The 24,897-nt window shown below is 42.7% G+C and carries 18 protein-coding genes; 11 read left to right on the top strand and 7 right to left on the bottom strand.

Going from position 1 to position 24,897, the window contains the following annotated elements:
• Positions 1-44: 44 nt before the first annotated feature.
• Entirely contained in the window at positions 45-3,194 is a 3,150-nt protein-coding gene (locus E0F88_RS07000) for an efflux RND transporter permease subunit (protein WP_131957497.1), read from the top strand.
• A 54-nt stretch (positions 3,195-3,248) separates the two neighbouring features.
• Here E0F88_RS07000 and E0F88_RS06995 read toward each other — a convergent pair whose 3' ends face one another.
• The 3 genes from E0F88_RS06995 to E0F88_RS06985 are packed head-to-tail and all read right to left on the bottom strand — an operon-like array spanning position 3,249 to position 5,761.
• Positions 3,249-3,923 carry an NAD-dependent epimerase/dehydratase family protein gene (locus tag E0F88_RS06995; RefSeq protein WP_131957496.1) on the bottom strand — a complete coding sequence of 225 codons (675 nt, stop codon included), beginning with the start codon at positions 3,921-3,923 and terminating at the stop codon, positions 3,249-3,251.
• An 18-nt stretch (positions 3,924-3,941) separates the two neighbouring features.
• Positions 3,942-4,466 carry a DUF4269 domain-containing protein gene (locus E0F88_RS06990; protein ID WP_131957495.1) on the bottom strand — a complete coding sequence of 175 codons (525 nt, stop codon included), beginning with the start codon at positions 4,464-4,466 and terminating at the stop codon, positions 3,942-3,944.
• A gap of 11 nt (positions 4,467-4,477) precedes the next feature.
• Positions 4,478-5,761 (bottom strand): Na+/H+ antiporter, encoded by a 1,284-nt coding sequence (locus E0F88_RS06985; protein ID WP_131957494.1) that lies wholly within the window; start codon positions 5,759-5,761, stop codon positions 4,478-4,480.
• 399 nt (positions 5,762-6,160) lie between these two features.
• Here E0F88_RS06985 and E0F88_RS06980 point away from each other — a divergent pair, with 399 nt between their 5' ends.
• The 5 genes from E0F88_RS06980 (at position 6,161) to E0F88_RS06960 (ending at position 16,638) form a co-directional block, all read left to right on the top strand.
• Positions 6,161-8,578 carry a GAF domain-containing protein gene (locus E0F88_RS06980; RefSeq protein ID WP_131957493.1) on the top strand — a complete coding sequence of 806 codons (2,418 nt, stop codon included), beginning with the start codon at positions 6,161-6,163 and terminating at the stop codon, positions 8,576-8,578.
• 28 nt (positions 8,579-8,606) lie between these two features.
• Positions 8,607-9,860 carry a Pycsar system effector family protein gene (locus E0F88_RS06975; protein ID WP_131957492.1) on the top strand — a complete coding sequence of 418 codons (1,254 nt, stop codon included), beginning with the start codon at positions 8,607-8,609 and terminating at the stop codon, positions 9,858-9,860.
• A complete protein-coding gene (ppk1, locus tag E0F88_RS06970) occupies positions 9,853-11,883 on the top strand; it encodes a polyphosphate kinase 1 (protein WP_131957491.1) in 2,031 nt (676 codons plus the stop codon). Before E0F88_RS06975 ends, ppk1 begins: the two co-directional genes overlap by 8 nt.
• A gap of 1 nt (position 11,884) precedes the next feature.
• Entirely contained in the window at positions 11,885-12,742 is an 858-nt protein-coding gene (locus E0F88_RS06965) for an SdiA-regulated domain-containing protein (RefSeq protein ID WP_131957490.1), read from the top strand.
• A gap of 107 nt (positions 12,743-12,849) precedes the next feature.
• Complete coding sequence (locus E0F88_RS06960; protein ID WP_131957489.1) at positions 12,850-16,638, top strand: metallophosphoesterase; 3,789 nt, start codon at positions 12,850-12,852, stop codon at positions 16,636-16,638.
• Between the two features lie 10 nt (positions 16,639-16,648).
• Here E0F88_RS06960 and E0F88_RS06955 read toward each other — a convergent pair whose 3' ends face one another.
• Positions 16,649-17,143: an anthrone oxygenase family protein gene (locus E0F88_RS06955; protein ID WP_131957488.1), complete on the bottom strand. Its 495-nt coding sequence runs from the start codon at positions 17,141-17,143 to the stop codon at positions 16,649-16,651.
• A gap of 180 nt (positions 17,144-17,323) precedes the next feature.
• On the opposite strand from E0F88_RS06955, the gene mgrA reads away from it, so the two are divergent.
• A complete protein-coding gene (mgrA, locus tag E0F88_RS06950) occupies positions 17,324-18,313 on the top strand; it encodes an L-glyceraldehyde 3-phosphate reductase (RefSeq protein WP_131957487.1) in 990 nt (329 codons plus the stop codon).
• 25 nt (positions 18,314-18,338) lie between these two features.
• Positions 18,339-18,566, top strand: a complete 228-nt coding sequence (locus tag E0F88_RS06945; protein ID WP_131957486.1) for a DUF2905 domain-containing protein — start codon at positions 18,339-18,341, stop codon at positions 18,564-18,566.
• 5 nt (positions 18,567-18,571) lie between these two features.
• Here the strand turns inward: E0F88_RS06945 and E0F88_RS06940 are convergent, their stop codons facing one another.
• The 3 genes from E0F88_RS06940 to E0F88_RS06930 form a co-directional block, all read right to left on the bottom strand.
• Entirely contained in the window at positions 18,572-19,507 is a 936-nt protein-coding gene (locus E0F88_RS06940) for a hypothetical protein (protein ID WP_131957485.1), read from the bottom strand.
• Between the two features lie 226 nt (positions 19,508-19,733).
• Positions 19,734-20,168, bottom strand: coding sequence for a MarR family winged helix-turn-helix transcriptional regulator (locus E0F88_RS06935; protein WP_131957484.1), 435 nt, complete (start codon positions 20,166-20,168; stop codon positions 19,734-19,736).
• Positions 20,169-20,501: 333 nt separating this feature from the next.
• Positions 20,502-22,349, bottom strand: coding sequence for a chloride channel protein (locus E0F88_RS06930; RefSeq protein WP_131957483.1), 1,848 nt, complete (start codon positions 22,347-22,349; stop codon positions 20,502-20,504).
• Positions 22,350-22,557: 208 nt separating this feature from the next.
• Here E0F88_RS06930 and E0F88_RS06925 point away from each other — a divergent pair, with 208 nt between their 5' ends.
• The 3 genes from E0F88_RS06925 (at position 22,558) to E0F88_RS06915 (ending at position 24,836) form a co-directional block, all read left to right on the top strand.
• Positions 22,558-22,893: a DUF1475 family protein gene (locus tag E0F88_RS06925; RefSeq protein ID WP_131957482.1), complete on the top strand. Its 336-nt coding sequence runs from the start codon at positions 22,558-22,560 to the stop codon at positions 22,891-22,893.
• A complete protein-coding gene (locus tag E0F88_RS06920; protein WP_131957481.1) occupies positions 22,886-23,677 on the top strand; it encodes a DUF1295 domain-containing protein in 792 nt (263 codons plus the stop codon). The genes E0F88_RS06925 and E0F88_RS06920 overlap by 8 nt, the downstream gene beginning before the upstream one ends.
• 118 nt (positions 23,678-23,795) lie before the next feature.
• Positions 23,796-24,836 (top strand): SAM-dependent methyltransferase, encoded by a 1,041-nt coding sequence (locus E0F88_RS06915; protein ID WP_131957480.1) that lies wholly within the window; start codon positions 23,796-23,798, stop codon positions 24,834-24,836.
• Positions 24,837-24,897: the final 61 nt, after the last annotated feature.

Here is a 24,897-nt window from a genome sequence, read left to right as displayed (position 1 = left end):
GTTAAAAGGCGGATTTATAATTACAAATCACGTAGACAATTACAATGATTAAGAACCTGCTTTTTTTCAGCTTGCGCAACCGCTGGATAATTATATCCATCAGCGTTGTGCTCATGGGAATCGGATACTGGTGTTTTACCCAGCTTAAAATCGAAGCATATCCCGATATCGCCGATACAAATGTTATTGTTGTCTCGCAGTATCCCGGCCGTGCCGCCGAGGAAGTGGAGCAACAGGTAACCGTTCCCATCGAAAGGGCATTACAAAACACGCCCAATGTATTGGACAGAAGAAGCAGAACCATTTTTGGTTTGTCAGTTGTTCAGTTGACTTTTAAAGACGGTACAGATGATTATTTTGCCCGCCAGCAGGTTACCGAGAGGCTGGCAGCCGCGGGACTCCCCGAAGGCGTAGCTCCTGAGTTGGCTCCGTTGTCAACCGCCGTGGGTGAAATTCTGCGGTATGTGGTTGAAGCACCTTCGAGTTACAGCCCTACGCAGCTCAGAGATTTGCAGGATTGGGTTATCAAACCTGCGCTTTTACAGGTGCCTGGTATTGCAGATGTCACTACTTTTGGAGGGCCCCTCAAACAGTTCCATATTAATACTTCTCCCGAAAAACTGGTGAAGTACGGACTCTCCCTGCAGGAGGTGATGAACGCCATTCAGGTAAACAACCAAAATACAGGCGGAAACATCATCTCCAGAGGCGGACAGGGCTTTGCAATTCGCGGACTTGGTGCCATCAAGAATGAACAGGATATCCAGAATATTGTGTTAAAATCCGAAAATGGTGTTCCTGTTTTCGTCCGTGATGTGGCAACGGTAGAAATTACACCACCGCCGCCAAGCGGAGTAATGGGTTATACCATTACGAAAGATAAAGTCGACGTAAGCAGCGGCGTTGAAGGTATCATTCTTCTACGGCGTTATGAAAATCCAAGCGAAGTATTGAAAGTTTTAAAGCAAAAAATGGCCGATTTACAAGCCACAGAATTACCCGAAGGTGTTCAGCTAAGACCTCTTTATGACAGAAGCTTTTTGATTGATCACTCCCTTGAAACCGTTGCACATACCTTATTTGAAGGAATATCCATTGTAATTATTTTGCTGATATTCTTCCTGGGAAGCGTTAGAAGCGCGCTGGTAGTTGCACTGACAATTCCATTCTCTCTATTGTTTGCATTTATTCTGATGCGTCTCACAGGAATTCCCGCCAACCTGCTGTCTCTTGGAGCCATCGACTTTGGGATAATTGTGGACGGCGCCTGTGTAATGGCCGAGCATTTGATCAGAAAATACAGGACGGCAACGGTTGAAGAAAAACAGCAGGGCATCGTAAAAATCACACTTATGGCAGCTCAGGAAGTTAGCCGGGAAATCTTCTTTTCTGTAACGATCATCATACTGGCCTACATGCCCATACTGATGATGACCCGGGTGGAAGGAAAGCTGTTTTCACCGATGGCGCTTACACTTGCTTTTGCCGTAATTGGTTCAATGATCGCTGCACTTACTTTCATTCCGGTACTAATCTCATTTGCCTACAAAAAAGTTTTATCAGATCCGGAAAAGCCTATGAAAGAGCATAAAAACTATGTACTTGATTTCATGACAATAACCTACGCAAGGTCTTTGAATTTGTTTTTGAAAAATTACAAAACAACCGTAGTCGCAGGATTTTCAGTGGTAATGATTCTTGTATTATTTGGCTTAAAACTGGGAACAGAGTTTTTACCGACACTGGACGAAGGATCTATCTTTTTGCGCGGCAATTTTCCATCAGGGATTACAATTCAGGAAAATGCCAAATATGCTCCTAAAATCCGTAAGATGATTGCCAAATACCCGCAGATCGCTTTTGTGATAACCCAGACAGGAAGAAATGACGACGGCACCGACCCGTTTCCTGCAAACAGGAATGAAATCCTGGTAGGTTTAAAGGATTATGATCTCTGGAGTAAAACCATAACCAAAAAGGAATTGGTTGAAAAAATAAGAAAAGACCTTCAGATACATCTTCCTGCAGTCTCTTTCTCATCCGGCCAGCCGATCATTGACCAGGTAATGGAAATTGTTACAGGCAGCGCGGCAGATCTGGCTGTCTCCATTGTTGGGGATGATCTGAATATGATGCGAAAAAAAGCGGAAGCAATTGCCAAAATTGTGAAAGCCACGCCCGGGGCGGATAATGTAAATATTGAACAGGAAGGACCTCAGGAACAGCTTGTCATTAATATCAATCGGGAAGCAGCGGCTCGTTTTGGGATCAATGTAGCCGAAATACAGAACATGATCGAAGCAGCCATTGGTGGTAAAACCATTTCAACGCTTTACGACGGTACCAAAAAATATGACATTGTCGTACGGTTTTTACCCAAATACAGAAACTCGATCGATGCCATTCGTAATGTTCAGGTGCCTTCGCTTTCCGGTGCGCTGATTCCGATGAGGCAGCTTGCGAACATTCACTTTATGGAAGGACAAACAAACATTTACCGGTATGGAAGCAAACGTATGGTAACAGTCAGGACCAACATCCGAGGGCGTGACCAGGGCGGTTTTGTAGCTGAGCTTCAGAAAAAACTCAATGCTCAAATCCATGTACCAAAAGGATACAGTATCATTTATGGCGGGCAATATGAAAATTTGGAACGCGCCGGTAAACAGCTGCTTTTTACGATCCCGCTTACGATCGTAATGGTATTTCTCTTTCTGTTTATGTTATTTAAAAACCTCTCGCACACAATGGTCACAATGAGCTGCATTCTCTTTGCGCTTGGTGGGGGAATTGTTGCGTTGCTCATGAGAGGATACTATTTCAATGTATCCGCCGGGGTTGGCTTTGTAAGTATTTTCGGAATTTCGGTGATGGCGGGTGTTTTACTGGTTTCAGCATTGAACCGGGCCCAGGAACTTCATGAAAATAATATAAAGGCAAATGTACTCGCAGCATCGACGGAGCAGTTGAGAGCACTGCTTTCGATTCTGGTCGTAGCGATCATAGGTTTGGTTCCGGCAGCCATATCATCCGGAATCGGCTCTGATGTGCAGCGGCCGCTGGCAACTGTAATTATTGGCGGCTTAACCAGCACGCTTTTGTTCGCCCCCATTTTACTGCCTCCGCTTTATCTTTGGGCGCAGAAAAAACAAAAACCAAAAAAGGCCGAAGTCGCCGAACCGGAATTATCCTGATAAAATAAAAACCAAAAAAAACCGCATCAAAGCAACGAGATGCGGTTTCTTTTTTTATTGTTGCTCAGCTGCCAGGGCATTAATATCTTTAACTTCAAGAACATTTTTTGGGTACCCGTATTTAACCGATTTGATCATCGCTTTTCCCATCTGTTCGAGCCGGGAAACATAATTTGGCACCACTATTTTTGCAAAAGGATATAACCACGTAATGTACTTAGCAAACGAATTTACATTTTTTAAACCAGGGGTCGGATGCATATAACCCGGACGAAAGGCGTAAACTTGTTTGAAAGGCAGTTTCATCAGATCATTCTCCGTCTTTCCTTTGACCCTTGCCCACATAGAACGTCCTTTTTCACTGCTGTCCGTGCCAGCCCCGCTGACATAACCGAAGATCATATCCGGATTTACCTTAGACAGGATTTGGGCAACGTGCATCGTAAGCGTGTAGGTCATTTCATAATATTCAGCTTCCTTCATGCCAACCGATGATACACCCAGACAGAAAAAACAGGCATTGTATCCTTCAAGCTGATTTTCAATGGGCGAAATATCAAAAAAGTCTTTGTGAATAATCTCGGTTAACTTGTGATGCTCAACACCGCAGGGTTTTCGGTTAAGTACCAACACAGTTTCTACATCTTCATCCAGGAGGCATTCGTGCAAAACTCCCTCTCCTACCATTCCTGTTGCTCCTGTTATTATAGCTCTTATACGACTTTTCATAATTCTGAATTTAGTGTTTTAAAGCTTATGCTCATATTTAAGCAGCTCTTCGTACGGATCTCCCGCCAGACCTAAAACAAAGGCAAATGCGGGCTCAGTTTTATATCCCTTTCTTTTTAGGTCTTTTATTTTACAGCGAAAATCATCTCCGTATTTCAAAAGTAACTGATGTTCTACCAACATATGCCGGTAAGCGTTTTGCTGTTTTGTCGGAACATCTTGTCCAAATAGCTCAATTTCAAATGGAACAGCCTGAAAAGCAGCAACTACACTTGTAAAATTCTGCTTTTCCCTTAAAGTAAAATCCCGATGGCCGGAGAAAAGCGTTTTAACTTTTTTAATATAGTAAGATTTGTCTTTATAAAAGCAAACAATATCCAGATCGCTGGTTTCGATATCAATATCAATTGGTATCGTACCAACAAGCAGCGGATCAAATTCTGCCAGCAAATCCATAATCCCGGTTTCTGTCAGGATATTATAAGCAAGCAGTTGTTTTGCATTACCGTATTTCAAATATTCAATTGTATCAAAATCAATCATGACAGAGGCCGTTATTTAGCCGTTTTCATTTCATCAACTTTCAGTACCCGAACAAGCAGAGGCAAACTCAGACCCTGTACTAAAAGCGTAATCAGCACAACAATTACCGACATGAAAATAAGAACGTCCCGCTGCGGAAATGCCTCGCCGCTGCTTAATGTCAACGGAAGCGCCAAAGCGGAAGCCAGCGATACAATTCCCCGCATGCCCGACCACCCGATAATCAGGGAGTTTTTCCAGTCGATGTTTTCATCTGCATAAAAACTAAACCTGAATTTGCCGGGATTTTCTTTTTTTTGAATTGTCGCTTTTCGTAAATTGTTGCTATGTCCAAACATCCAAACCATTCGGATAACAAGCATAATAAAGCTGATCAAAAAACTGTAACCAATCAAAGGCAGGATTTCCTGATGGCTTATGCTGTTTACGACCTGTGGAAATTCGAGTCCGATGAGGATGAAAACCAAGCCGTTGAGCAGGAAAATGATCACGTCCCAGAATGATTTATTCTGGATTTTGGTCTGGGAAGGAAAGAGTTTGTTGGTGTACCGTGCCAAGGTAATCCCAAGAACTACAACGGCCAGCACACCGGACACATGAAACTCCTCAGCCAGCAGGTATGAAATAAAAGGAGCCAATGCCATTGCGCTGATCGCAATCAGGCTGTTACCATAAATTTGTCTTAAAAACGTAGCCAGAATAACACCGACCACAATTCCTACAAAAACTCCTCCCGCCACCACGAGAATAAATTGCAGGTACATATTCCAGATCCCTACACCTACTCCGGCAATTGCGGCCACAGCGAAGCGGTAAGCGATCAAACCTGAAGCGTCATTAACCAGACTTTCCCCTTCCAGGATCGTAAGCGTTCTGTGTGACAAACCAAGACCCTTTGTAACGCCCGTTGCGGCAACTGCATCCGGCGGAGAAAGAATTGCCCCAAGAACAAAAGAAAGTGGCCAGGTCATTTCCGGAATCAGGAAGTGAATCACTACGGCAACAGCTGAGGTTGTTAAAAAAACAAGCGGAATCGCAAGCGTAGCGACAGTAGCCAGGTTACTTCTGAGCTGCTTGATCGAAATGTTAAAAGCTGCATCATACAGCAGCGGAGGAAGAAAAAGCAGGAAAACAACTTCCGGATTGATTGCTATTTCTGGCATACCGGGGATAAAGCCAATCGCTATACCCGCCGAAACCAGCAGGATCGGATATGGAATTTTTATCCTGTTGGCAACAGCTGACAAGCCGATCATCAATCCCATGATCAGAAGAACAATACTATAATTTTCCATAAACAGAGCGCCTTAACATACATCTTACTCTAATCCTGCCCGGTTACTAGGTTCTAACCTACTTTCAACTCTTATTTCTCCAAAAGTTGATTAAATGTAAAAATAGGCACAAACACCATGTGATAAACAAGGTTTAGACAGTATTTCGGAACTCAGTTTCGACACCTTGAAAACATTGTCTTTTGTTCTACATTAAAAAATGTGGTTGAGAAGGCAATAAATGAATTCAATCCAACTAATAATTGTTGCTGGTATTATAAACGAAAAAGACTTCTGCTCCCAAATCTGCTGATCATTTTCGACAGGAATTTTAATCGTATTTTAATCTGAAGAGGGATTTTTTAAAAGAAATAAAACCTTGTCCGATATATCTTTACAAGTTAAGAAGACCACAATAAAATGAAATCGATACTCCTTGATGTCTCAGAAGACTCTCAGAAAGAAATGCCGAAGATCGATGCGGTTATTTCTTTCAGAAAATATATAGCTTACCTTAAAGACAGAATTAGCAGGGAGAAAAGCGTTCGTAAGATTTTCCTGCAGATGGTTATAGAAAAACTGGAAGAAAATCCCGCTTTTTTAGACAACATCCCTATTGCTGAAATTCATCTTTATGAGGAGCAGCTCAACCTCGTTTACGGCCTTATGATACCGGCGGTTGCCGATGAAAAAAATATTCTCTGGGCACTGAGCACCCCCATCAGCCCGACTATCTTCTTCGGAACAGACAATTTCTACAACCTGATGACCGAAGAAAAAACCGGCCAGATTCGCTGTGATCTTGTAAAAGAAGATTCAATGTCAATGAAGCAGAAAGCACTGATTGTGTATGCGATCATCCTGGAAAAGTTTTACAATTTTCCGGCCACGAATCACACAGACATGCTCGTTTCGCTGCGGGATAACCAAACCGGTTTACAGAAATTTTACAAAATCAATATCGATACCCGTTTTACGGATGTCATTCTGAAAGGTGAACTTCCTGATATTAATCTGGATTACATTCGCCGTCAGTTTCAGGAAAATGCTGATTCATCGGAACTTGTGCGACTTTTACCGCTGTCTCTTTTTAAGTTCGAAGGTATTTCCGTGTTAACGCTGACGGACGTCACCGATGACCATGCAGTTGAGAATCTTAAAAACACAATCCTGAATCGCAACTCTTTCGGAGCGCAGGCATACTACCAGCATATAACCGATTCGCTGAAAATGCTTGTCGAGAACCGTGATGTTGAATTTGGCATGATGCCTCTGCTGCGGGTAAATAATCGGCTGATCTTCAACAAAAGCACCATTCTGCACAGCAAGCTTATCAACGCAGCCACAGCCAGTGACGTTGCCGAAGAGACTTATATTTCTATGGCAGAAGAATATTTCAAAAGTCCGAAAGTTCTTTTTATGCGAAACATCACAGCGGATGACGAAAAGCATGAGTTTGTTAAAATTCTAAAAAATGACGGGGTGGAATCCTATGCTTTGCTGCCGGTGTACTACGATAACAAAATCGTTGGGGTCTTGGAAGTATTTTCAAGCGTGCCAAACGCGATAGATGAACATTCACTTTCGAAAATCAATCCTGCCCTGCCACTTATTGCACAAATATTTGAGAATAACATTGATGAATTCAATGCGAATATTGAAAACGTGATCCGGGAAAAATTCACTTCCCTGCAGCCTGCTGTACAGTGGAAATTTAAGGATGTAGCCTGGCATTACCTGCGTGACCGGAATCTCAAACCGCATACAGCTGTAATTGAATCGATTGGGTTCAAGGATGTTTACCCGCTTTATGGAGCAATCGACATCCGTAACTCTACGATTGAAAGAAATGCTGCACTTCGGGAAGACCTTCGTTTACAGTTTACCGTCCTGATCGATACGTTTTGTGTGTTAAAACAAAAACTGGGCTTTGGTCTTGCAGATGAGATGGTTTTCAAATGCAAAAAAATGCTTGCACAGATCACAGACGAAACCAGGGACAATGATGAAATGAAAATTCAGGAGTTCCTTGAATCTGAGGTTCATCCGTTTCTGACACATTTTAAAGAAAACCGTGTTACCAAAGGCGCAGCGGTTCTGGCACTTGCCGGAAGCGACGACACAGAAAATGAAAATGAGGAGATCAGCGAAGCGATTGATAAATATTTCAGGATCACCAACCCGCAGACCGGAGCTGCCTATACAAACAGACGTGCGCTGGAATCCTCAATGCAGACAATCAATTCGTCTGTAAACCTGTATCTGGATCTTTTTAAAACAGAAATTCAGCAGTCCTACCCGACCTACTTTGAAAAGTTCAGGACTGATGGCATTGAGTATGATATTTACATCGGGCAGTCCATAGAACCGCAGAAAACTTTCAGCAACCTGTATTTAAAAAACATTCGTTTGTGGCAGCTTACTTCGATGGCAGCAATTGCAAGAATAACACATTCGCTGCTGCCGGCTATGGAGAAACCGTTGTTGACTACCCAGCTGATCTTTATTAATTCTGGAAGTATTGATATTAGTTTCCGGGATGATGAACGCCGCTTTGATGTGGAAGGTGCCTACAACATCCGCTACCAGGTTATCAAAAAGCGTATTGATAAAGTCCATGTCAAAGGAACCGGCGAAAGACTTACCCAGCCAGGCAAAATTGCGATGGTCTATTTCAACAATAAGTCCGCTGAGGAATATGTAGATTATATCAGATATTTACAGGAACAAAACACGTTGCTGGACGATCTGGAGTATCTCGATCTGGAAGAATTACAAGGTGTGAACGGATTGAAGGCCCTGCGAATCGGAGTGAATCTGGATTCGGCATGGAAGTAACTTATTAAAAAAGCACTTAATATTTTTTATGAACTACAATCACCGGCTCGACAAAGTAAGGCACTATGTTCATCGCTTTTTTGCAGAAAAGGATATTTCCAGTCTGACTTATCATAATCTAACACATACAGAATCTGTTGTATCCAACGCGGCCAGGATTGCTGACCACTACAAACTTGATGAGAAAGAATCCTTCATCGTTGGAGCAGCCGCCTGGTTTCATGATACTGGTTATTATGTCGGTGAAGCATCAGGACATGAACAAAGAGGGGCCGAAGTTGCAACGGCTTTTCTAAGTGATGACGGAATTGGAAAAGCCGAAATTGAAGAAGTAAAAGGCTGCATACTGGCCACGGTTGTTCCCCAGCAGGCGCATAATCTTTTACAGCAAATTGTTTGTGACGCGGATCTCTTTCATTTTGGTACCGAAGAATTTGTGGAGCGTAATAAGCTGATGCGCAAAGAGGCGGAAAAGCGGTGTGGTAAAAAAATTGATAAAGCTACCTGGCGGAAAAGCACGATCAAACTTTTGGAAAACCACACATTTCAAACCGATTACTGCAAAGAACTTCTGGGTCCTCAGAAATTAAAAAATCTGGCGAAGCTCAAAGAAAAAGATTCGGAGAAGGATTCGGAAATTTCTGATATTGAACCCATTACGCTTCCATCGACGTCAAAAAGAGAAGAGCCACTTCCGGCAATTGAAGCGGATGCAAAGAAACAAAAATCTGACAGACCGGATAAAGGAATTGAAACCATGTTTAGGATCAGTTCCAACAACCACCAGAGATTGAGTGACATGGCGGATAACAAAGCGCATATAATGATCACCACAACCTCGATCATTATCTCGGTTTTGCTGAGTGTGCTTATCCGGAAACTGGAAGATAATTCCTATCTGATTTTGCCCACCATGATGCTGCTTACGGTCTGTGTAGTTACAATGGTATTTTCGATTCTGGCAACAAGGCCGACAATTCCGCACGGAACCTTTACCCAGGAAGATATTGATACAAAGAATGTAAACCTGTTGTTTTTCGGGAATTTTTACCGGATGTCTTACAGCTCCTATGCAGAAGGGATGCAGCGAATGATGAACGACAGGGAATTTCTATACGGAAGCCTTACCAAAGATGTCTATTCTCAGGGAGTGGTTTTGGGACGAAAATACCGTCTGCTCAGAGTGGGTTACAATGTCTTTATGTTTGGTATTGTAATTTCCGTAATTGCCTTCGTAATCGCTTCGGTTTTTTACGGTCATACGTTGGAAAACTATGACTGAACCGCTTTTTTTCATCCGGGACATAAGCTGGCTTTCTTTTAATGAAAGGGTGCTGATGGAAGCTGAAAATGTGAGGGTGCCGTTATTGGAACGCATTAAATTTCTCTCCATCTATTCTTCAAACCTGGATGAATTTTACAGGGTGCGAATGCCTCATTTGCAAAAAAACAATTCAGAAAATAATTGCTATGAAAAGGCTGCTGCCATCATTAATGCGCAGCAGGACAGGTTTGGAAAAATTTTAAGTCAATCTATAATCCCTGAATTAGAGAAAAACGACATTCATTTTTGTTACAAGGAGGATATTCCTAAGGATCTGAATCCGTTTATAGCTAATTATTTTTATACCCAAATAGCAGGCTTTCTTCATCCTGTAGCGCTAGGAGCGGAAACAACGTTTTTTCCCGAAAACAACCTGCTTTACCTTTTGGTAATTGCAGAGCAGAACTCCGGTGAACAAAGTTATATGCTGAATATTCCCAGTCATCACGTTAAACGTTTTGTAAAGGTTGACTTTAATGACAAGACTTATATTATTTTTCTTGAAGATATAATCAGGTCTAATTTAAAAGCTATTTTTCCTGCTGCAACTCATTTAAGGGCATTTAACATTAAAATTACAAGGGATGCGGAACTTGACACGCTCGAAGCGGAGGACGAGGATTTGGCCGAAAGTTTTGAGAAACAGTTAAAAAAGCGAGATCTGGGGTTTGCCGTAAGGTTTTTATACGAGCCCGGGCTCCCGCAAAATTATCTTCATCATATAGTCAGTTCGTTAAAGCTGAAAACAGCGTCACTGGTTGAAGGCGGCAGATACCACAATCTTAAAGATCTTGCCTCCCTGCCGGTTTCCTCTTCCTCACTTTCATATCCCGACTGGCCTGCAATTCAAAACCTTAATGGATTTGATCCGGCGCATAGTTTGTTTGCTGCCATTTCAAAACGGGATCTGATGGTGCACGCGCCTTACCAAACTTATGACACTGTACTCCGTTTTTTTAATGAAGCTGTAATTGATCCTGCGGTAGAAGAGATTTACACAACTTTGTACAGAGTTGCGCATGACTCTAAAATTGCGCACGCGCTAATTAATGCAGCCAGAAACGGGAAAAAGGTAACGGTGCTAGTAGAACTAAAGGCGCGATTTGATGAAGAGAATAACATCACCTGGGCCAAAAGAATGAAATTCGCTGGTGTAAAAATTATTTACAGTGTTAGTTCTTTAAAAGTGCATGCCAAATTAGCCTTGATCAAAAGAAAAACGGAACAGCTTCCATATCTGGGTCTGCTCGCAACCGGAAATCTAAATGAGACGACTGCACGCTTTTATACAGATCATATTCTTATGACTGCCAACCAGCCCATGCTCGCGGAAGCAGAAAATCTGTTCGGGTTCTTAAGCAAAAAGAAAAAACCGGAGAAAACCGATGTAATTAATTTCAGGCATTTGCTTGTCGCCCAGTTTAATCTGCATAGCCGTTTCTTAGCGCTTATTGACCGGGAAATCGAAAATAGCAAAGCTGGACAGCATTCAGGTATCACCATCAAATTGAACAATCTCGAAGAGGAGGTGTTGATCAGAAAACTGTATGAGGCGTCAAATGCCGGAGTTAAGATAAATCTGATCGTCAGAAGTATCTGCAGACTGATTCCCGGAATAAAAGGTCAGAGCGAAAATATAACCCTTAAAAGGATCGTAGACCGCTATCTCGAACACGGACGAGTTTTCATATTTGAGAACGCCGGATCACCTGAGGTTTTCATGGGATCAGCAGATTGGATGAACAGGAATATTTACCGACGGATTGAAGTTTGTTTTCCAATTTATAATCAGGACTTAAAAAATCAGTTGATCCGGATCATTTCCCTGCAATGGAATGACACAGTTCAGGCAGTTCTCATCGACGAAGTACTTCAAAACAAAGCCATCAATCAAAGCAATGGCCTTCGGTCCCAAGAAGCCATTTACCGATATCTTACAGCCAGTAATAACAAAATCATTAAGAATACTTACCTGCCATGATATGAAAATTTATTCCGCATCATCACTTAAATCACTTTGCCTCGCTGCCATACTGGCCGGCTGTGGATCTACGGATAAACCAAAACCGCACTATACCGAATATGATCTGGAAAAGCCGGACAAATTCAACATGCCTGAAAGTCTTTTTGAAATATCGGGAATTGCTTTCGACAATGGGAAAAATGACACTGTTTACGCCATTCAGGATGAAGAAGGCAAACTGTTCCGCCTTGCATGGGATGTGAAAATGCAGACTCATACGAAGTTTGGAAAAAAAGGCGATTATGAAGATGTCTCCATCGTAAACGGAGCGGCCATTGTTTTAAAAAGTAACGGCGCTTTGTATAGCTTTCCGACTTCAGAGGTCAATCATGAAGAACCGGAAAGCGTCAGAGAATACAAAAAGCTTTTTCCAAAAGGCGAATACGAAGGCATGTACGGTGATGAGAAAACAGGAAACGTCTATGTGATCTGTAAAAACTGCCCTACCGATGATGCAAAAAGCAGCGTAACGGGTTACATCATCAACCTGAGCGATTCAACCAAAACTGCCGAAACATTCAGTATTGATGTTAAACAGATTAAAGCCATCCACGGGAAGGTCGACCGTGGTTTTCGCCCTTCGGCTATCGCAAAAAATCCTGTCAACAACAATTGGTACATTGTCTCAGCTGTTAATAAACTCCTGGTGATAACTGATTCGAAGTGGAAAGTAAAAGATGCTGTTTCACTGAGCAGCAATATGTTCACCCAACCCGAAGGCATTGCATTCGATAGCCAGGGAAATATGTATATCTCCAATGAAGGTGATGATTTAGCAGAAGGTAACATTTTAAAATTTGTCAGGACGGCAAAGTAAAAGTTACGGTACAAGGATTGTTTTGCTAAATAAATATCACCTGCACCTCCGCCTGACCACTAAAACTTGCAGGGACGACAACGCCTTTTCAAAAAACGCTGTTTGAAATGAAAAAAACTTTACGCTATATTTCAATTTTAGTCCTTTTACAAATACTTGCTTCCTGCGCAGGTTACAAGACTAAGTACGCCAAAGATGCCCGGCAGTGGCAGTCGGAATCGCCTGACCCAAATCTGGTTTTAAAACATACGATGTATCTCATTGGAGATGCCGGCAACGATTCTCATGAACACCCGGCACCCGTTCTTGAATACCTCAAAAAGAAACTGGGAACTGAATCCAAAAACAGCTCTGCGCTTTTCATGGGAGATAACATCTACGAATACGGGATGCCGCCTTCGGATGACTCCGCAGCACGGAAAGTAGCAGAGTACCGGATCAACTCCCAGTTGGAAACACTACAAGATTTTAAAGGCTACCCTGTTTTCCTGCCCGGCAACCATGACTGGCGCGGCTGGGGCGTGAAAGGTCTGAAACGTCAGGAAAAGTATATTCAAAAATATTTAAATACCAGAAGAGGGAAAACGGATAAGGACGACTACGAAAATTACTTTCTGCCTCTCGATGGCTGCTCAGGCCCCGAGGTAGTGGAGCTCAATGACAATGTAGTGATCATCGTCGTCGATTCGCAGTGGTGGCTTACCGACTGGGATAAGGATTCAGGAATTAACGAAGGCTGTGAGATCAAAAACCGGGAGCATTTCAAATTCGTTTTTGAAAACGTAATCCGTAAGTACCGTAACAAAAATGTAATAATTGCCATGCATCATCCGCCCTACACGAATGGTCCGCACGGAGGAAAATTCACAATCAAACAGCATATTTTCCCGCTAACGGAATTAAACCCCAAACTTTACATTCCGTTGCCTGTTATTGGGAGTTTAAGTGCCATTTTCCGGGCAACAATTGGTTCCAGACAAGACGTAGTCAATAAACATTATCAGGAACTCCGGGCAGCCGTTCTGGCAGGGACCAAGAAAAACGGGCATTTTATTTTTGCCAGCGGCCATGAGCATACCCTTCAGTTTATTGAAAACGAAGGACAGGAATTTATTGTAAGCGGCAGCGGGTCGAAGAACAGCCCTGTTGGCATGGGAAAAGGTTCTCAGTTTGCAAGCACTTCTCTGGGATTCAGTACACTCAGTTTTTATGAAGGAGGTGAAACCTGGGTAAAATTCTGGGAAGTAAATGCAGACGGCCGGGATGCAAAAGTTATTTATCAGAAAAAAATAAAAGATAAGCTTCCTTCGGAGACAACGGATGTCAAAGCGGTTTTTCCTGAATATGAAATGCACAAAGATTCTGTCACGGAATTTGTCACCAAAACGGAAGTAAAACAGGTGGGCAAATTTCACAATTTTCTTTTTGGCAAACACAACCGTAATCTGTATCTGGAGAAATACCCGTTTCCGGTTATGGATCTGAGTACAGCCAAAGGCGGACTTACTCCTGTAAAACAAGGCGGCGGCAATCAAACAAATTCTTTAAGGATGCGCGCAGCGGATGGAAAAGAATTTGTACTTCGGGGACTAACCAAAGATGTAAGCCGTTTTTTGCCCTCACCCTTTAATAAAATGGTCGCGGCAAAATATCTGGTGGAAGATAATTTCCTGTCAACTAACCCATTTGCACCGCTGTCCATGCCGGTTATGGCTGATGCTATTGATGTCTATCACACCAATCCAAAGCTTTATTATGTGCCTTCCCAGCCGGCATTGGCAAACTTCGATGCCCTGTTTGGTGGAACAATGAATCTTTTTGAAGAACGTCCTGATGGAAAAAAATGGCATGATGCCGCATTTTTTGGAAAACCTGACAAAATTGTAAACACGCCCGAAGTAGTAGAAAGCATTCTTGAAAACAACAAAAACAAAGTCGATGAACCCTGGATGATCCGGACGCGTTTGTTTGACTTTGTCATTGGTGATTGGGACCGTCATGACGACCAATGGGCATGGGCATCCATCAAACAAAAAGACGGAGCAAATTTGTACAGACCAATTCCCCGGGACCGCGACCAGGCATTTTCCCTTTATGACGGTTTGATTACCAGTGTGGCAAGACTAACGCTTCCCTTTCTGCGGCAGCTGCAAAGTTTCAATCCTGAGATCAACAGTATTAAATGGACCACCTGGAGTGCCAGACTGATTGACCGCACCTTTCTCAATCAGTTAACCTGGGATCAGTGGCAGCAGCAGGTTACTTTCATACAGAAAAATTTAACGGATGAGGTAATTGAAAGTGCCTTTAAAAACTGGCCGGATAAAGCCAGAGAAATTTCATCACCGGCTATTATCAAAAGCATTAAAACACGCAGAGATAATCTACAAAGCATTGCCCGCAGGCATTATGAATTCGTAAGCAAGTCAGTCAATGTAATCGGGACGGAAGAAAAGGAGCGCTTCGTTGTAGAGCGGTTGGATGATAGACGCACAAGTGTTACGGTATTTGAAACAGGTAAAGGCGGACGTTTAAAACAGCAGACCTATCAGCGGGTATTTGAAAACGAGATCACCAAAACCATCAATCTTTATGGAAACGGGGATGAAGACGAGTTTATCCTTCAGGGAGATGTTCAGAAAGGAATTTTGGTCCGGGCAATTGGCGGACTGGGAAAAGATTTGTTTGCCGATAGCTCACGGGTTCACCGCGGAGGAAAAAAGACGTTTGTATACGATGATTGGAAAAACAACAGAGTGCTTCCCGGGCCGGAAACAAAAGACAAACGCTCAGACACATACCGTTTCAATGTGTATGACAGGCGAAGCAGCGACAGCAACTATGACATCACACTGCCTATTCCCATCCTTGGCTTTAACCCCGACGACGGCCTGTTTGCCGGCGCTAATTTCAGTCTGACCAAATATGGTTTTAAGAAAGAACCATATACGTCTGTCCAAACCTTTGGAGGAAGTTACGCTTTTGGTACAAAGGCCTTTAAAGTAAATTATACAGGTGATTTTATTAATACTTTTAGGGCTTTTGATTTTTATCTGGACACCTATTACCGCGGACCGACTTACGCTTTTAATTACGCCGGACTTGGAAACGATACGCAGCGGCCTATAGAACATCCGGATTATTACAGGGCCAGACAGAGTTCATTTTATGTATATCCGGCATTAAAAAAACGGTTTGCAGGTAACAGCGGATTCGTAACATTGGGACCGTATGCCGAAGTGACGGATTTGGAAGAAACGTCGGGAAGGTTTGTTGTATCCGGGCAGAACGGTCTGGACGATGATATTTTCCAGACAAAGTATTTTTCGGGCGCCAGACTTCAATTTAATTTCAGCAGCGTCGATAATATTTTCGCTCCGCATTCAGGAATTCGTTTTAATGCCGGCCTTAACTGGACGACCAATCTAAAAACCAATGCCAACTACACAGGGCTTCGGGCTCAGTTTTCACTTTACCAGGCGCTGGATACCCGGGAAAATTTCATCCTTGCCACTCAGGTCGGAACCGGACTTAACTTTGGAAAGGGCTACGAGTTTTTTCAAATGCCGACGATTGGAGGCAAACAAGGTTTGAGAGGTTATCGGACCGAAAGGTTTTACGGAAACAGCAGTATCTGGCATGATACGGACCTGCGTATCCGCATCGGCAGCAGCGAGAACCCTACCCTGCCGTTAACTTATGGCCTGTTCGGAAGTTTCGATTACGGGCGGGTTTGGCTGAAAAATGATCCATCCGGGAACTGGCATTACAATTACGGCGGTGGAATCTGGCTTGCCCCGGTTGACATTCTGACGATAGCAGCAGGTGTTTTTATTCCAAAAGAAAAACAGGAAGAAAAACCCCGCATTGCTTTTCAGGTCGGATTCTGGTTTTGATATTAACGGTTCAGACTTTGTGGCTTAAGCATGCCATGATAACCATTATGACCGAAATGACGGATGAAACTGCCCGGATATTATTAAGCCGGTTCCAGGATAGCTCAAAGGCAGCACGTTTTGAGTCGATAACATGCTGGCTGGCCGATTGCTGATCAAATGAAGCAAGCATATCGTTCAACGGGATATTTCCGAAGATAGTTACTGCAAATGTACCGCCAAGATAAAAGACTGTAGCGACCAGCAAAAACCAAAATCGCTGCGGAACAGGCGCATCATAATGCAGATAGGTGCAAACCGGCAGCAAAATTGCAGTTCCCATAAAGGACGCAAAAAACAACGGATTTTGAATTGCCTCATTAAATACCTTCATAGCCTTGATAAACTCCGGGCTGGGCAACTGTGCCATTCCCACCATTACGGAGCAGCTCCATGCATAAAAAAGCCCTGCAATCAGAGCGGTAGTCGTGGCTGCTGCGATAAGAATCAGATTTGAAAAAGTCATAAGCTCAAATGTTGGTTAAATTACCAAGATGAAAACTAGTTCAGTGCGTACCAAACAGTAGTTTTTGATATATTAAAAAATCGTAAAGCTTTTTTGGCCAAGACAGCCGTTGAAATAAAATTATTGAAAAAGATGTTATAAACTTACCTGAGTTAATCTTTTCCTAAAAAACCTGTTGCCATGACCTACCAGCCAGATCCCCTTCGTTATGATAAAATGACCTATCGCCGCTGCGGAAAAAGCGCACTGAAATTGCCCGCAATTTCCCTTGGCCTGTGGCATAATTTCGGAGGTGTTGATCACTTTGAGAATTATCAGGCAATCCTTCGTTCCGCTTTTGACAATGGCATTACGCATTTTGATCTGGCCAACAATTACGGCCCGCCTCCCGGCTCGGCTGAGACTAACTTTGGCAGATTGATGAAATCTGACTTCGCCGGACACCGCGACGAACTGATCATATCCACAAAGGCGGGTTACCTGATGTGGCAGGGACCTTATGGCGAATGGGGTTCAAAAAAAAATCTTGTAGCCAGTTTGGACCAAAGTCTGAAAAGAATGGGATTAAACTATGTCGATATTTTTTACTCACATCGCCCGGATCCGGAAACGCCATTGGAAGAGACCATGGCAGCACTTGATCTGATCGTCCGTCAGGGAAAGGCTTTATATGTTGGAATCTCCAATTACAAAGCCGACGAAGCAGAAAAAGCGATTTCAATTTTAAAAGAACTGGGTACACCCTGCCTGATCCACCAACCGAAATACTCGATGCTTGAACGATGGGCTGAGGGCGGCCTGCTCGATGTACTCGAACGCAAAGGCGTCGGATGCATCCCGTTTTCTCCTCTGGCGCAAGGCTTGCTGACGGACAAATATCTGCATGGTATTCCTGCCGATTCCAGGGCCGCTAAACCTGAAGGTTATCTTCAGGAGAATCAGGTAACTCCGGAGGTTGTCGAAAAAATAAAAAAGCTTAACAAGATCGCAGAAGAACGTGGGCAGACGCTGGCTCAGATGGCACTTGCCTGGCTGCTCAAAGACCCGCGCATAACCTCGGTACTTATTGGCGCCAGCAGGGTCTCGCAATTGGAGGATTCGCTTAAATCCCTGGAAAATCCCGAATTCTCAAAAATTGAACTGGCAAGCATCGAGGGAATACTTTGGTAATTTTGAATAAACAACGCGCCGCCCAATGTCTCAAAGCACCGGGAAGTATTTGATCGTGATTGGTTTGGTCATCCTGACATTCGGCATTTCCATTTATTTCATGGGAGATAAACTGCGCTGGCTTGGCCGGCTGCCAGGAGATATACGGATTGAAAAAGAAAACCTCAAATTCTTTTTTCCAATCACCACCATGATTTTGCTTAGCGCACTGCTAAATCTGATTATTTATCTGTTTAGAAAATTTCTTGGCTAAGCTGATCAGGGCAATTCCATGTCATTTGGTATACTGTCAGCTAGTTCCTTTTCAGTAAATCCAAATTCCTGTGTCAACTTCTGATAAGACATGCTCTCCGCACGCAGGTAAAGATCCCGTTTGCTAAGTGTATCGACTCCGGAATTCAACTCCCCTTCCTTACCAGTCCAAACGTGGGTTGCATACTCGCCCAGAGGCACGTTTTTGAATTTCAGCCCCTTGGTATTTAGATGATGGAACCATCTGACAGCCGTATCAAGATACATTTGTCCAAACAAGATTTCCCGGTCATATGGGTATTGGTGTGGGGCGGTCTGCTCGCGATCAACCAATGCCGACCATTCGTTCAGTCGGCACTCCGGCAACGGCCAGGCTTCTCTGCCATCCCTAAAATAATCGTATACTTCCTTGCGGGGAGCCGGATAATTTGCGGTTAAATCTGCAAGTTCCATTTCAGTCGGTCGGTAGTCCAGGTAATGATCCGAATCGCATAGTCCGGCGTAACTCGCAGGGCAATTCCAACACATTCCAATGGGACCTACTCCGGCATAATTTTCGCTTTCAATTTCGTTCAAATACAGGCCTAAAATGTCTTTATAAAACAAAACATCGTTGTGAATTATATAAAGATATTTTTGATTGCTCTTTTCAAAAGCATACTGATATCTGATTGACCACCGGTACCAGTTAAAACCAAAAAACGTTGGTTTTGCAGGTTTAAGTCCGAAGTAAAACCAGGGTTTATATAAGATTACTTTTCCCTTGAAATGTCTTTCAATAAATTTAAAATCTTCATTAAATGGCTGCTCCCTTTCTGTTACTAAATAAATCTTATCGATCCATTGACCGGACTTATCCAGTAAGGAACTGATAGCAGCTGCCGTCATTAGCGGTTTACCATACACATGAAGCGCAACGTCAACGGAATTAGGAGAAGGCATTTAAATAACTTGTTTTAAATTTTTACAAATTAAACAACTTTTCAGTTGTGGAACTCTTGCGATTTTTTACGATTGACAAAAAACCAGGTATCGATACAAATTCAGATGACCTATTTCACGAACTATAACACCCGAAATGGTAAAGTAAATGACTATAACGCAGATACTTCTTTTTCAAATCTGAATTGAGTTGACGACAAAACTATGACTTTTCAATCTGCTATTTTCAAGCAACAGTTCCTCCTAATTCCAAAAGAACTTTCAGAATTTCATCCACTTTTTTTGACTTCGTCCCGCTGAGTATTTGTTCGGCCGCAGCTTCCGCAGTAGCCATGGAATCATTCAAAATCCGCTTACCGGCAGGCGCCAGCTTTACATAACTGACCCGGGCATCACGGCTGTTTGCCTCTCTTCTGACCAGCCCTAATTTTTCCAAAGGAGACAATATTCGTGTCACGCCAGACGGGGTTAAACCAATTTTTTCAGCCAGATCTACACGCCTTAATTTCTCGTCCGGGGCGGCTCCCAGCTGACACAAAATCGTGAAATCATTAAGGCTAAGTCCGTGACTTGCAAGCTGTGCGTCCATACGTCTGCCAGCAATAACCTGGACGATCGATAGGTTCAAAAAGAACTTTAAAGACGTGGATAAACTTTCCATATACTTGATATATTGTTGATATATACTTGACCATTCAAGTACTTTGCAAATATATGAAATATTTAACAAAAACAAAGTGAGTGTGTTATATTTCAATTTTTCCTTGATATGAAATGGTGAAATAATAAATCAAAGTGATATAGTAACCGTTTCCTGCTTGGTCAGGTCAACTGTTTTCAGCAAAAGTCTGCGCGGTGAGAATCGGCTGTATGAAAAATTTTAAGAGGAGACCTCGAATACGGGAAATAATAGAAGGGAAAGATAATCGTCAAATTTTTCGGCAGGAAACCGATCCGGTACAGGTCAGTTGTAAATGTAAAATAGAAATTTTGCTTAATCTGAGTGTGATTGCAGCAGTTGTCTGTAACTGTTTAAAACGCTGGACTTGGATATGAAGCCGACATAGACACCCGACGCTTTTACGACTGGTAAATTCCACGCTCCCGTCTCATCAAATTTTTTGACAATTGACATCACATTATCAAATTCATGAATTAAGACGGAGGGCTCTTTCATCAGTCCGGTTACACTGGAAGTGGCTTCTGCCCCCTCATCAAAAAGTATCGGACGAAGATCATCCATGGTAATGATCCCGTTAAGTTTACCGGCTTCATCCACCACAGCGATCATATTCCTTCTGCCATTTTTTACTAAATCTTTGAGCTCATTAAAACCGGCATTTATGTTAATTGTCTGAACATCTTTGTCAATTAAATCCAGAGTTTGCATCATCGATAAAAGATTCCGGTCGTGCTCCCGTGTAAAAATTTTTCCTTCATCGGCGAGCTTTTGCAGGTCGGGAGATATAGCAGAAAACCATTTGGCAATTAAAAAAGAAATCACGCTGACGACCATCAGCGGAATAAATAAATCATAGCCGGAACTGGATTCTGCAATCAGAAAAATAGCCGTTAATGGAGCATATAATACACCGCTCATGACGCCTGCCATTCCAACCAAAACCAGATTATTAACGGGTACTTCGGTCATTCCGATTTGTTGGCAAAATAAAGCGAATACGAAACCAAGTGTTCCGCCTGCAAAAAGTGATGGTGCAAAATTACCACCATTTCCGCCACTGTAAATTGTGACTGAACTGGCAAATGCTTTTAGCAAACAGATTACCGCCAGAAATATTAAAACCACCCAGTCGCGGTAGCCGATAAACCGAAAAAAGCTATTTTCCATTACCTGCCGGACTTCTCCGTTTGTCAGCGATTTAATGGTATCATACCCCTCTCCAAACAACGGTGGATATAACACGCATAGCACAGAAAGAAGCGCGCCGCCTGCCATCGCTTTCTGTATTCTGGACCATTTTGAGTGATGAAAAATTTCTTCAATATACTTGCCAATCAATACAAAATACCGGGCATAGAGACCACACAGAATTCCCAGAATCAGGTAAAAAGGAAGGTTATGATAATCGAAAGGACTCCTGCTTTTAAACTGAAAAAGCACTTCTTCCTGAAGCAACACGCGTGAAACCAAACTGCCGCAAACAGCTGCCACCACCAACGGGATGAAATCCGAAAATACCACGCCGGTCAGAAGAATTTCAAATGCGAACATTACCCCTGCAATGGGCGCATTAAACGCAGAAGCGATCCCAGCAGTTGCTCCCGCGGCGAGCAGCAGCGTCCGTTCCTTATAGCTCAATTTATAGGTTTGTGCAAAATTGGAGCCGATCGCTGCCCCTGTTACAGCGATTGGACTTTCCAGCCCAGCCGACCCTCCCAACCCCACAGTGATTGCACTTTGAACGATTTGTGAATACATTTTCACAGAGGAAACCACACTTGAATTTTGCGCTATTTCAAAAAGTATAACTGGAATACCCTTTTTATCCTGGCCATTAAAAATAAAGATAACCACTAGGGTGGTTATCAAAATCCCTAAAAAAGGGAATATGAGGTAGAACAAAACCTGCTCTTCAAAATGGACTTTGTGTGTAATTACGAAGTGAATATAGTGTACCAGCGACTTCAAAATCACGCCTGCAAGACCACAGGTAAACCCCACCAATATACCGGAGAGGATCAGAAACTGAGATCTTGACAACACACTTTTCAACCAGAATAAAACGATTTCATAACTTCTTACCTTGTTGAGGCCGTACCTGGTAAAGTTGCGTCTGAATTTAAGGAAGCTGTAAAATCTTCTGAGATTATTTTTATTCACTGTAGTTGTTTTAAAATGGATACTGAATACAATAAGATTTTACGTATCCCCTAATCCGTTTAGCTGTAAAAATCGTATAGTTTATCAAGACCACAAATTTTATTCCGCTATTTCTGATAAGTAAAAATTTAGGATTAAAACTTCTGGCGGGTTTACTGTAAGCAATTCATGGCCTGGCCTGGATGGATTAACTAATAATTATAAAAAGATGATTACCACCCTGAAAATTGTTTTTACCATACTTTTAATCTGGATGTGTTATGTTGTAATATCAACCAGCCTCAAAAGCAATCTGTTCAAGGAATGGAATTTCCTCGGATCAATCCCGTGGATGAGAGCTACACTTTGGGACTTTTATGCCAACGTCTTTATCATTTACCTTTGGATTTTTTACAAAGAACCGGGTGTACTTCTGAAAATTGTATGGTTGGTTGCCATGGTCTTTCTTGGAAGTATAGCCAGCTGCGTTTACGTCCTGATAGAGCTTTTCAGACTTGAACCGGGAGAAGGAATTCAGGAACTCCTAACGAAACAGCATGATTGAGGCTCTGGTTTTACCTGTAACAATATCCATCATTGCCTGCTGTCTGATCATGGCTGCCGTCTGGTTCTGGGCATATAAAATTAAAAATGGTGGCGTCGTGGACATTTTTTGGTCACTGAATTTTCCGGTTATTGTTCTGATAATACTTTTTACATCAGAGGGTTGGAGAGAAAGAACCTGGGTCATTTGCGCTATGGTGGTGGTTTGGGGAGTCAGGTTAGGCGTGCACCTGGGTAAGCGGGTCATTGGCCACATCGATGAAGAAGAAGGAAGATATGCCCAACTGAGAGAGGATTGGGCTCCTAATGCCAACAGAAACCTTTTCTGGTTTTTTCAGGCTCAGGGTTTTTCCAATGTACTATTATCCCTGCCATTTTTTATTATCTCTGCCAATGAGAATAAGGGCTTTTCTGCATTTGAATACACCGGATTTGTACTGTGGCTCATCGCTTTAAGCTGCGAAGCACTCGCTGACAATCAACTAAACCGCTTTAAAATGGATCCGTCTAATGAAGGAAAAGTTTGTAATGTTGGGCTTTGGAAACATTCAAGGCACCCCAATTATTTTTTCGAATGGCTGATCTGGATGTCGTTTGCCATATTTGCTTTGGGCTCTCCTTATGGGTATCTGGCCATCATCAGTCCGGCAATTATCCTGGATTTGCTCCTCAATGTGACCGGCATTCCAACGACTGAGAAACAGGCGGTGAGGTCAAAAGGTGAATTGTATAAGGAATATCAGCGAACAACGAGTGCCTTTATACCCTGGTTTAAGAAAAAATAAAACGTATTTCTTTTTATTTGAGATTGATAGAAATAAAAAAATCAACCGCAAATCTAACCCATGGCTCTCGTCGTATTTAAAATAAACACCAGCATTTCACCTCCGAACATCATCCTCTATGTGGATAGACAGCATTTTAGAAAGAGACCAGGTTCCTGATTTCCTTATACGCACACGAATCCGCCAGCTGCTTAAACAAAGGCTGGCGGATGAAAACAAAGGTGAGGTTGAAGCGCAGCAGGCTCACCTGATGAAGTTCATTGAAAATTTAAAATCATCTCCCATTGCAGTAAACACAGTTGATGCCAACGAACAGCACTATGAGGTTCCAACTGAGTTTTACCAATACTGTCTGGGCAAAAATCTGAAATATTCAAGCGGCTACTGGAAACCGGGCGTGACTGACATCGACACCTCTGAAACCGATATGCTGCAAATTACCTGTGAACGGGCAGAATTATCAGAAGGGCAACATGTACTGGAACTGGGTTGCGGATGGGGTTCACTTTCCCTTTTCATGGCAGCCAAATTTCCGGCAAGCAGCTTCACGGTCGTTTCCAATTCAAGAACGCAAAAGCAGCATATCGATCATCAGGCAAAGCTGCGCGGAATAAATAATATTACTGTGGTTACAGCCGATATGAATACCTTTCAGATCGACGTGAAGTTCGACCGAGTTGTTTCGGTTGAGATGTTTGAACACATGCGTAACTATCAGCTTCTGATGAAAAAAGTGGCTTCGTTTCTAAAAGACGACGGTAAGCTTTTCATCCACATTTTTACACACAAAGAATATGCTTACCTGTTTGAAGTAGTTGATGAAACCGACTGGATGAGCAAATACTTTTTCACAGGCGGTGTCATGCCAAGTGACGATCTGATGTTTTATTTTAATGAAGATCTGACTGTTCAAAAGCACTGGCACGTAAGCGGAAGACACTATGGCAAAACCTCAGAAGCCTGGCTTGCCAATATGGATCGTCATAAAAATGAAATTATGCCGCTCTTTGAAAAAACCTATGGCAAAGAAAACGCCATTAAATGGTGGGTTTACTGGCGTATATTCTACATGTCCTGCGCAGAATTGTGGAACTATAACGACGGTAATGAATGGATCGTAAGTCATTACCTTTTCCAAAAAGCAGGAAGCAATTCTTAAAAATTGTTTATTTCACTTTTAGGTATTGACAGTTTTACAGAAGCCTGCCTGTTAATCCGGA

Source organism: Dyadobacter psychrotolerans (assembly GCF_004349265.1).
GTDB classification, from domain to species: Bacteria; Bacteroidota; Bacteroidia; order Cytophagales; family Spirosomataceae; genus Dyadobacter; species Dyadobacter psychrotolerans.
Note: the sequence above shows the minus strand (reverse complement) of the source record. Positions and strands in the feature narration are given on the sequence as shown.

What these genes read in the sequence shown, in the direction of transcription:
- E0F88_RS06975 (WP_131957492.1), top strand. Translation starts at nt 8,607, where the DNA reads ATGAACTACAATCACCGGCTCGACAAAGTAAGGCACTATGTTCATCGC.
- ppk1 (WP_131957491.1), top strand. Translation starts at nt 9,853, where the DNA reads ATGACTGAACCGCTTTTTTTCATCCGGGACATAAGCTGGCTTTCTTTT.
- E0F88_RS06940 (WP_131957485.1), bottom strand. Translation starts at nt 19,507, where the DNA reads ATGCCTTCTCCTAATTCCGTTGACGTTGCGCTTCATGTGTATGGTAAA.
- E0F88_RS06990 (WP_131957495.1), bottom strand. Translation starts at nt 4,466, where the DNA reads ATGATTGATTTTGATACAATTGAATATTTGAAATACGGTAATGCAAAA.
- E0F88_RS06945 (WP_131957486.1), top strand. Translation starts at nt 18,339, where the DNA reads ATGTCTCAAAGCACCGGGAAGTATTTGATCGTGATTGGTTTGGTCATC.
- E0F88_RS07000 (WP_131957497.1), top strand. Translation starts at nt 45, where the DNA reads ATGATTAAGAACCTGCTTTTTTTCAGCTTGCGCAACCGCTGGATAATT.
- E0F88_RS06925 (WP_131957482.1), top strand. Translation starts at nt 22,558, where the DNA reads ATGATTACCACCCTGAAAATTGTTTTTACCATACTTTTAATCTGGATG.
- E0F88_RS06955 (WP_131957488.1), bottom strand. Translation starts at nt 17,143, where the DNA reads ATGACTTTTTCAAATCTGATTCTTATCGCAGCAGCCACGACTACCGCT.
- E0F88_RS06980 (WP_131957493.1), top strand. Translation starts at nt 6,161, where the DNA reads ATGAAATCGATACTCCTTGATGTCTCAGAAGACTCTCAGAAAGAAATG.
- E0F88_RS06915 (WP_131957480.1), top strand. Translation starts at nt 23,796, where the DNA reads ATGTGGATAGACAGCATTTTAGAAAGAGACCAGGTTCCTGATTTCCTT.
- mgrA (WP_131957487.1), top strand. Translation starts at nt 17,324, where the DNA reads ATGACCTACCAGCCAGATCCCCTTCGTTATGATAAAATGACCTATCGC.
- E0F88_RS06985 (WP_131957494.1), bottom strand. Translation starts at nt 5,761, where the DNA reads ATGGAAAATTATAGTATTGTTCTTCTGATCATGGGATTGATGATCGGC.
- E0F88_RS06920 (WP_131957481.1), top strand. Translation starts at nt 22,886, where the DNA reads ATGATTGAGGCTCTGGTTTTACCTGTAACAATATCCATCATTGCCTGC.
- E0F88_RS06960 (WP_131957489.1), top strand. Translation starts at nt 12,850, where the DNA reads ATGAAAAAAACTTTACGCTATATTTCAATTTTAGTCCTTTTACAAATA.
- E0F88_RS06935 (WP_131957484.1), bottom strand. Translation starts at nt 20,168, where the DNA reads ATGGAAAGTTTATCCACGTCTTTAAAGTTCTTTTTGAACCTATCGATC.
- E0F88_RS06995 (WP_131957496.1), bottom strand. Translation starts at nt 3,923, where the DNA reads ATGAAAAGTCGTATAAGAGCTATAATAACAGGAGCAACAGGAATGGTA.
- E0F88_RS06965 (WP_131957490.1), top strand. Translation starts at nt 11,885, where the DNA reads ATGAAAATTTATTCCGCATCATCACTTAAATCACTTTGCCTCGCTGCC.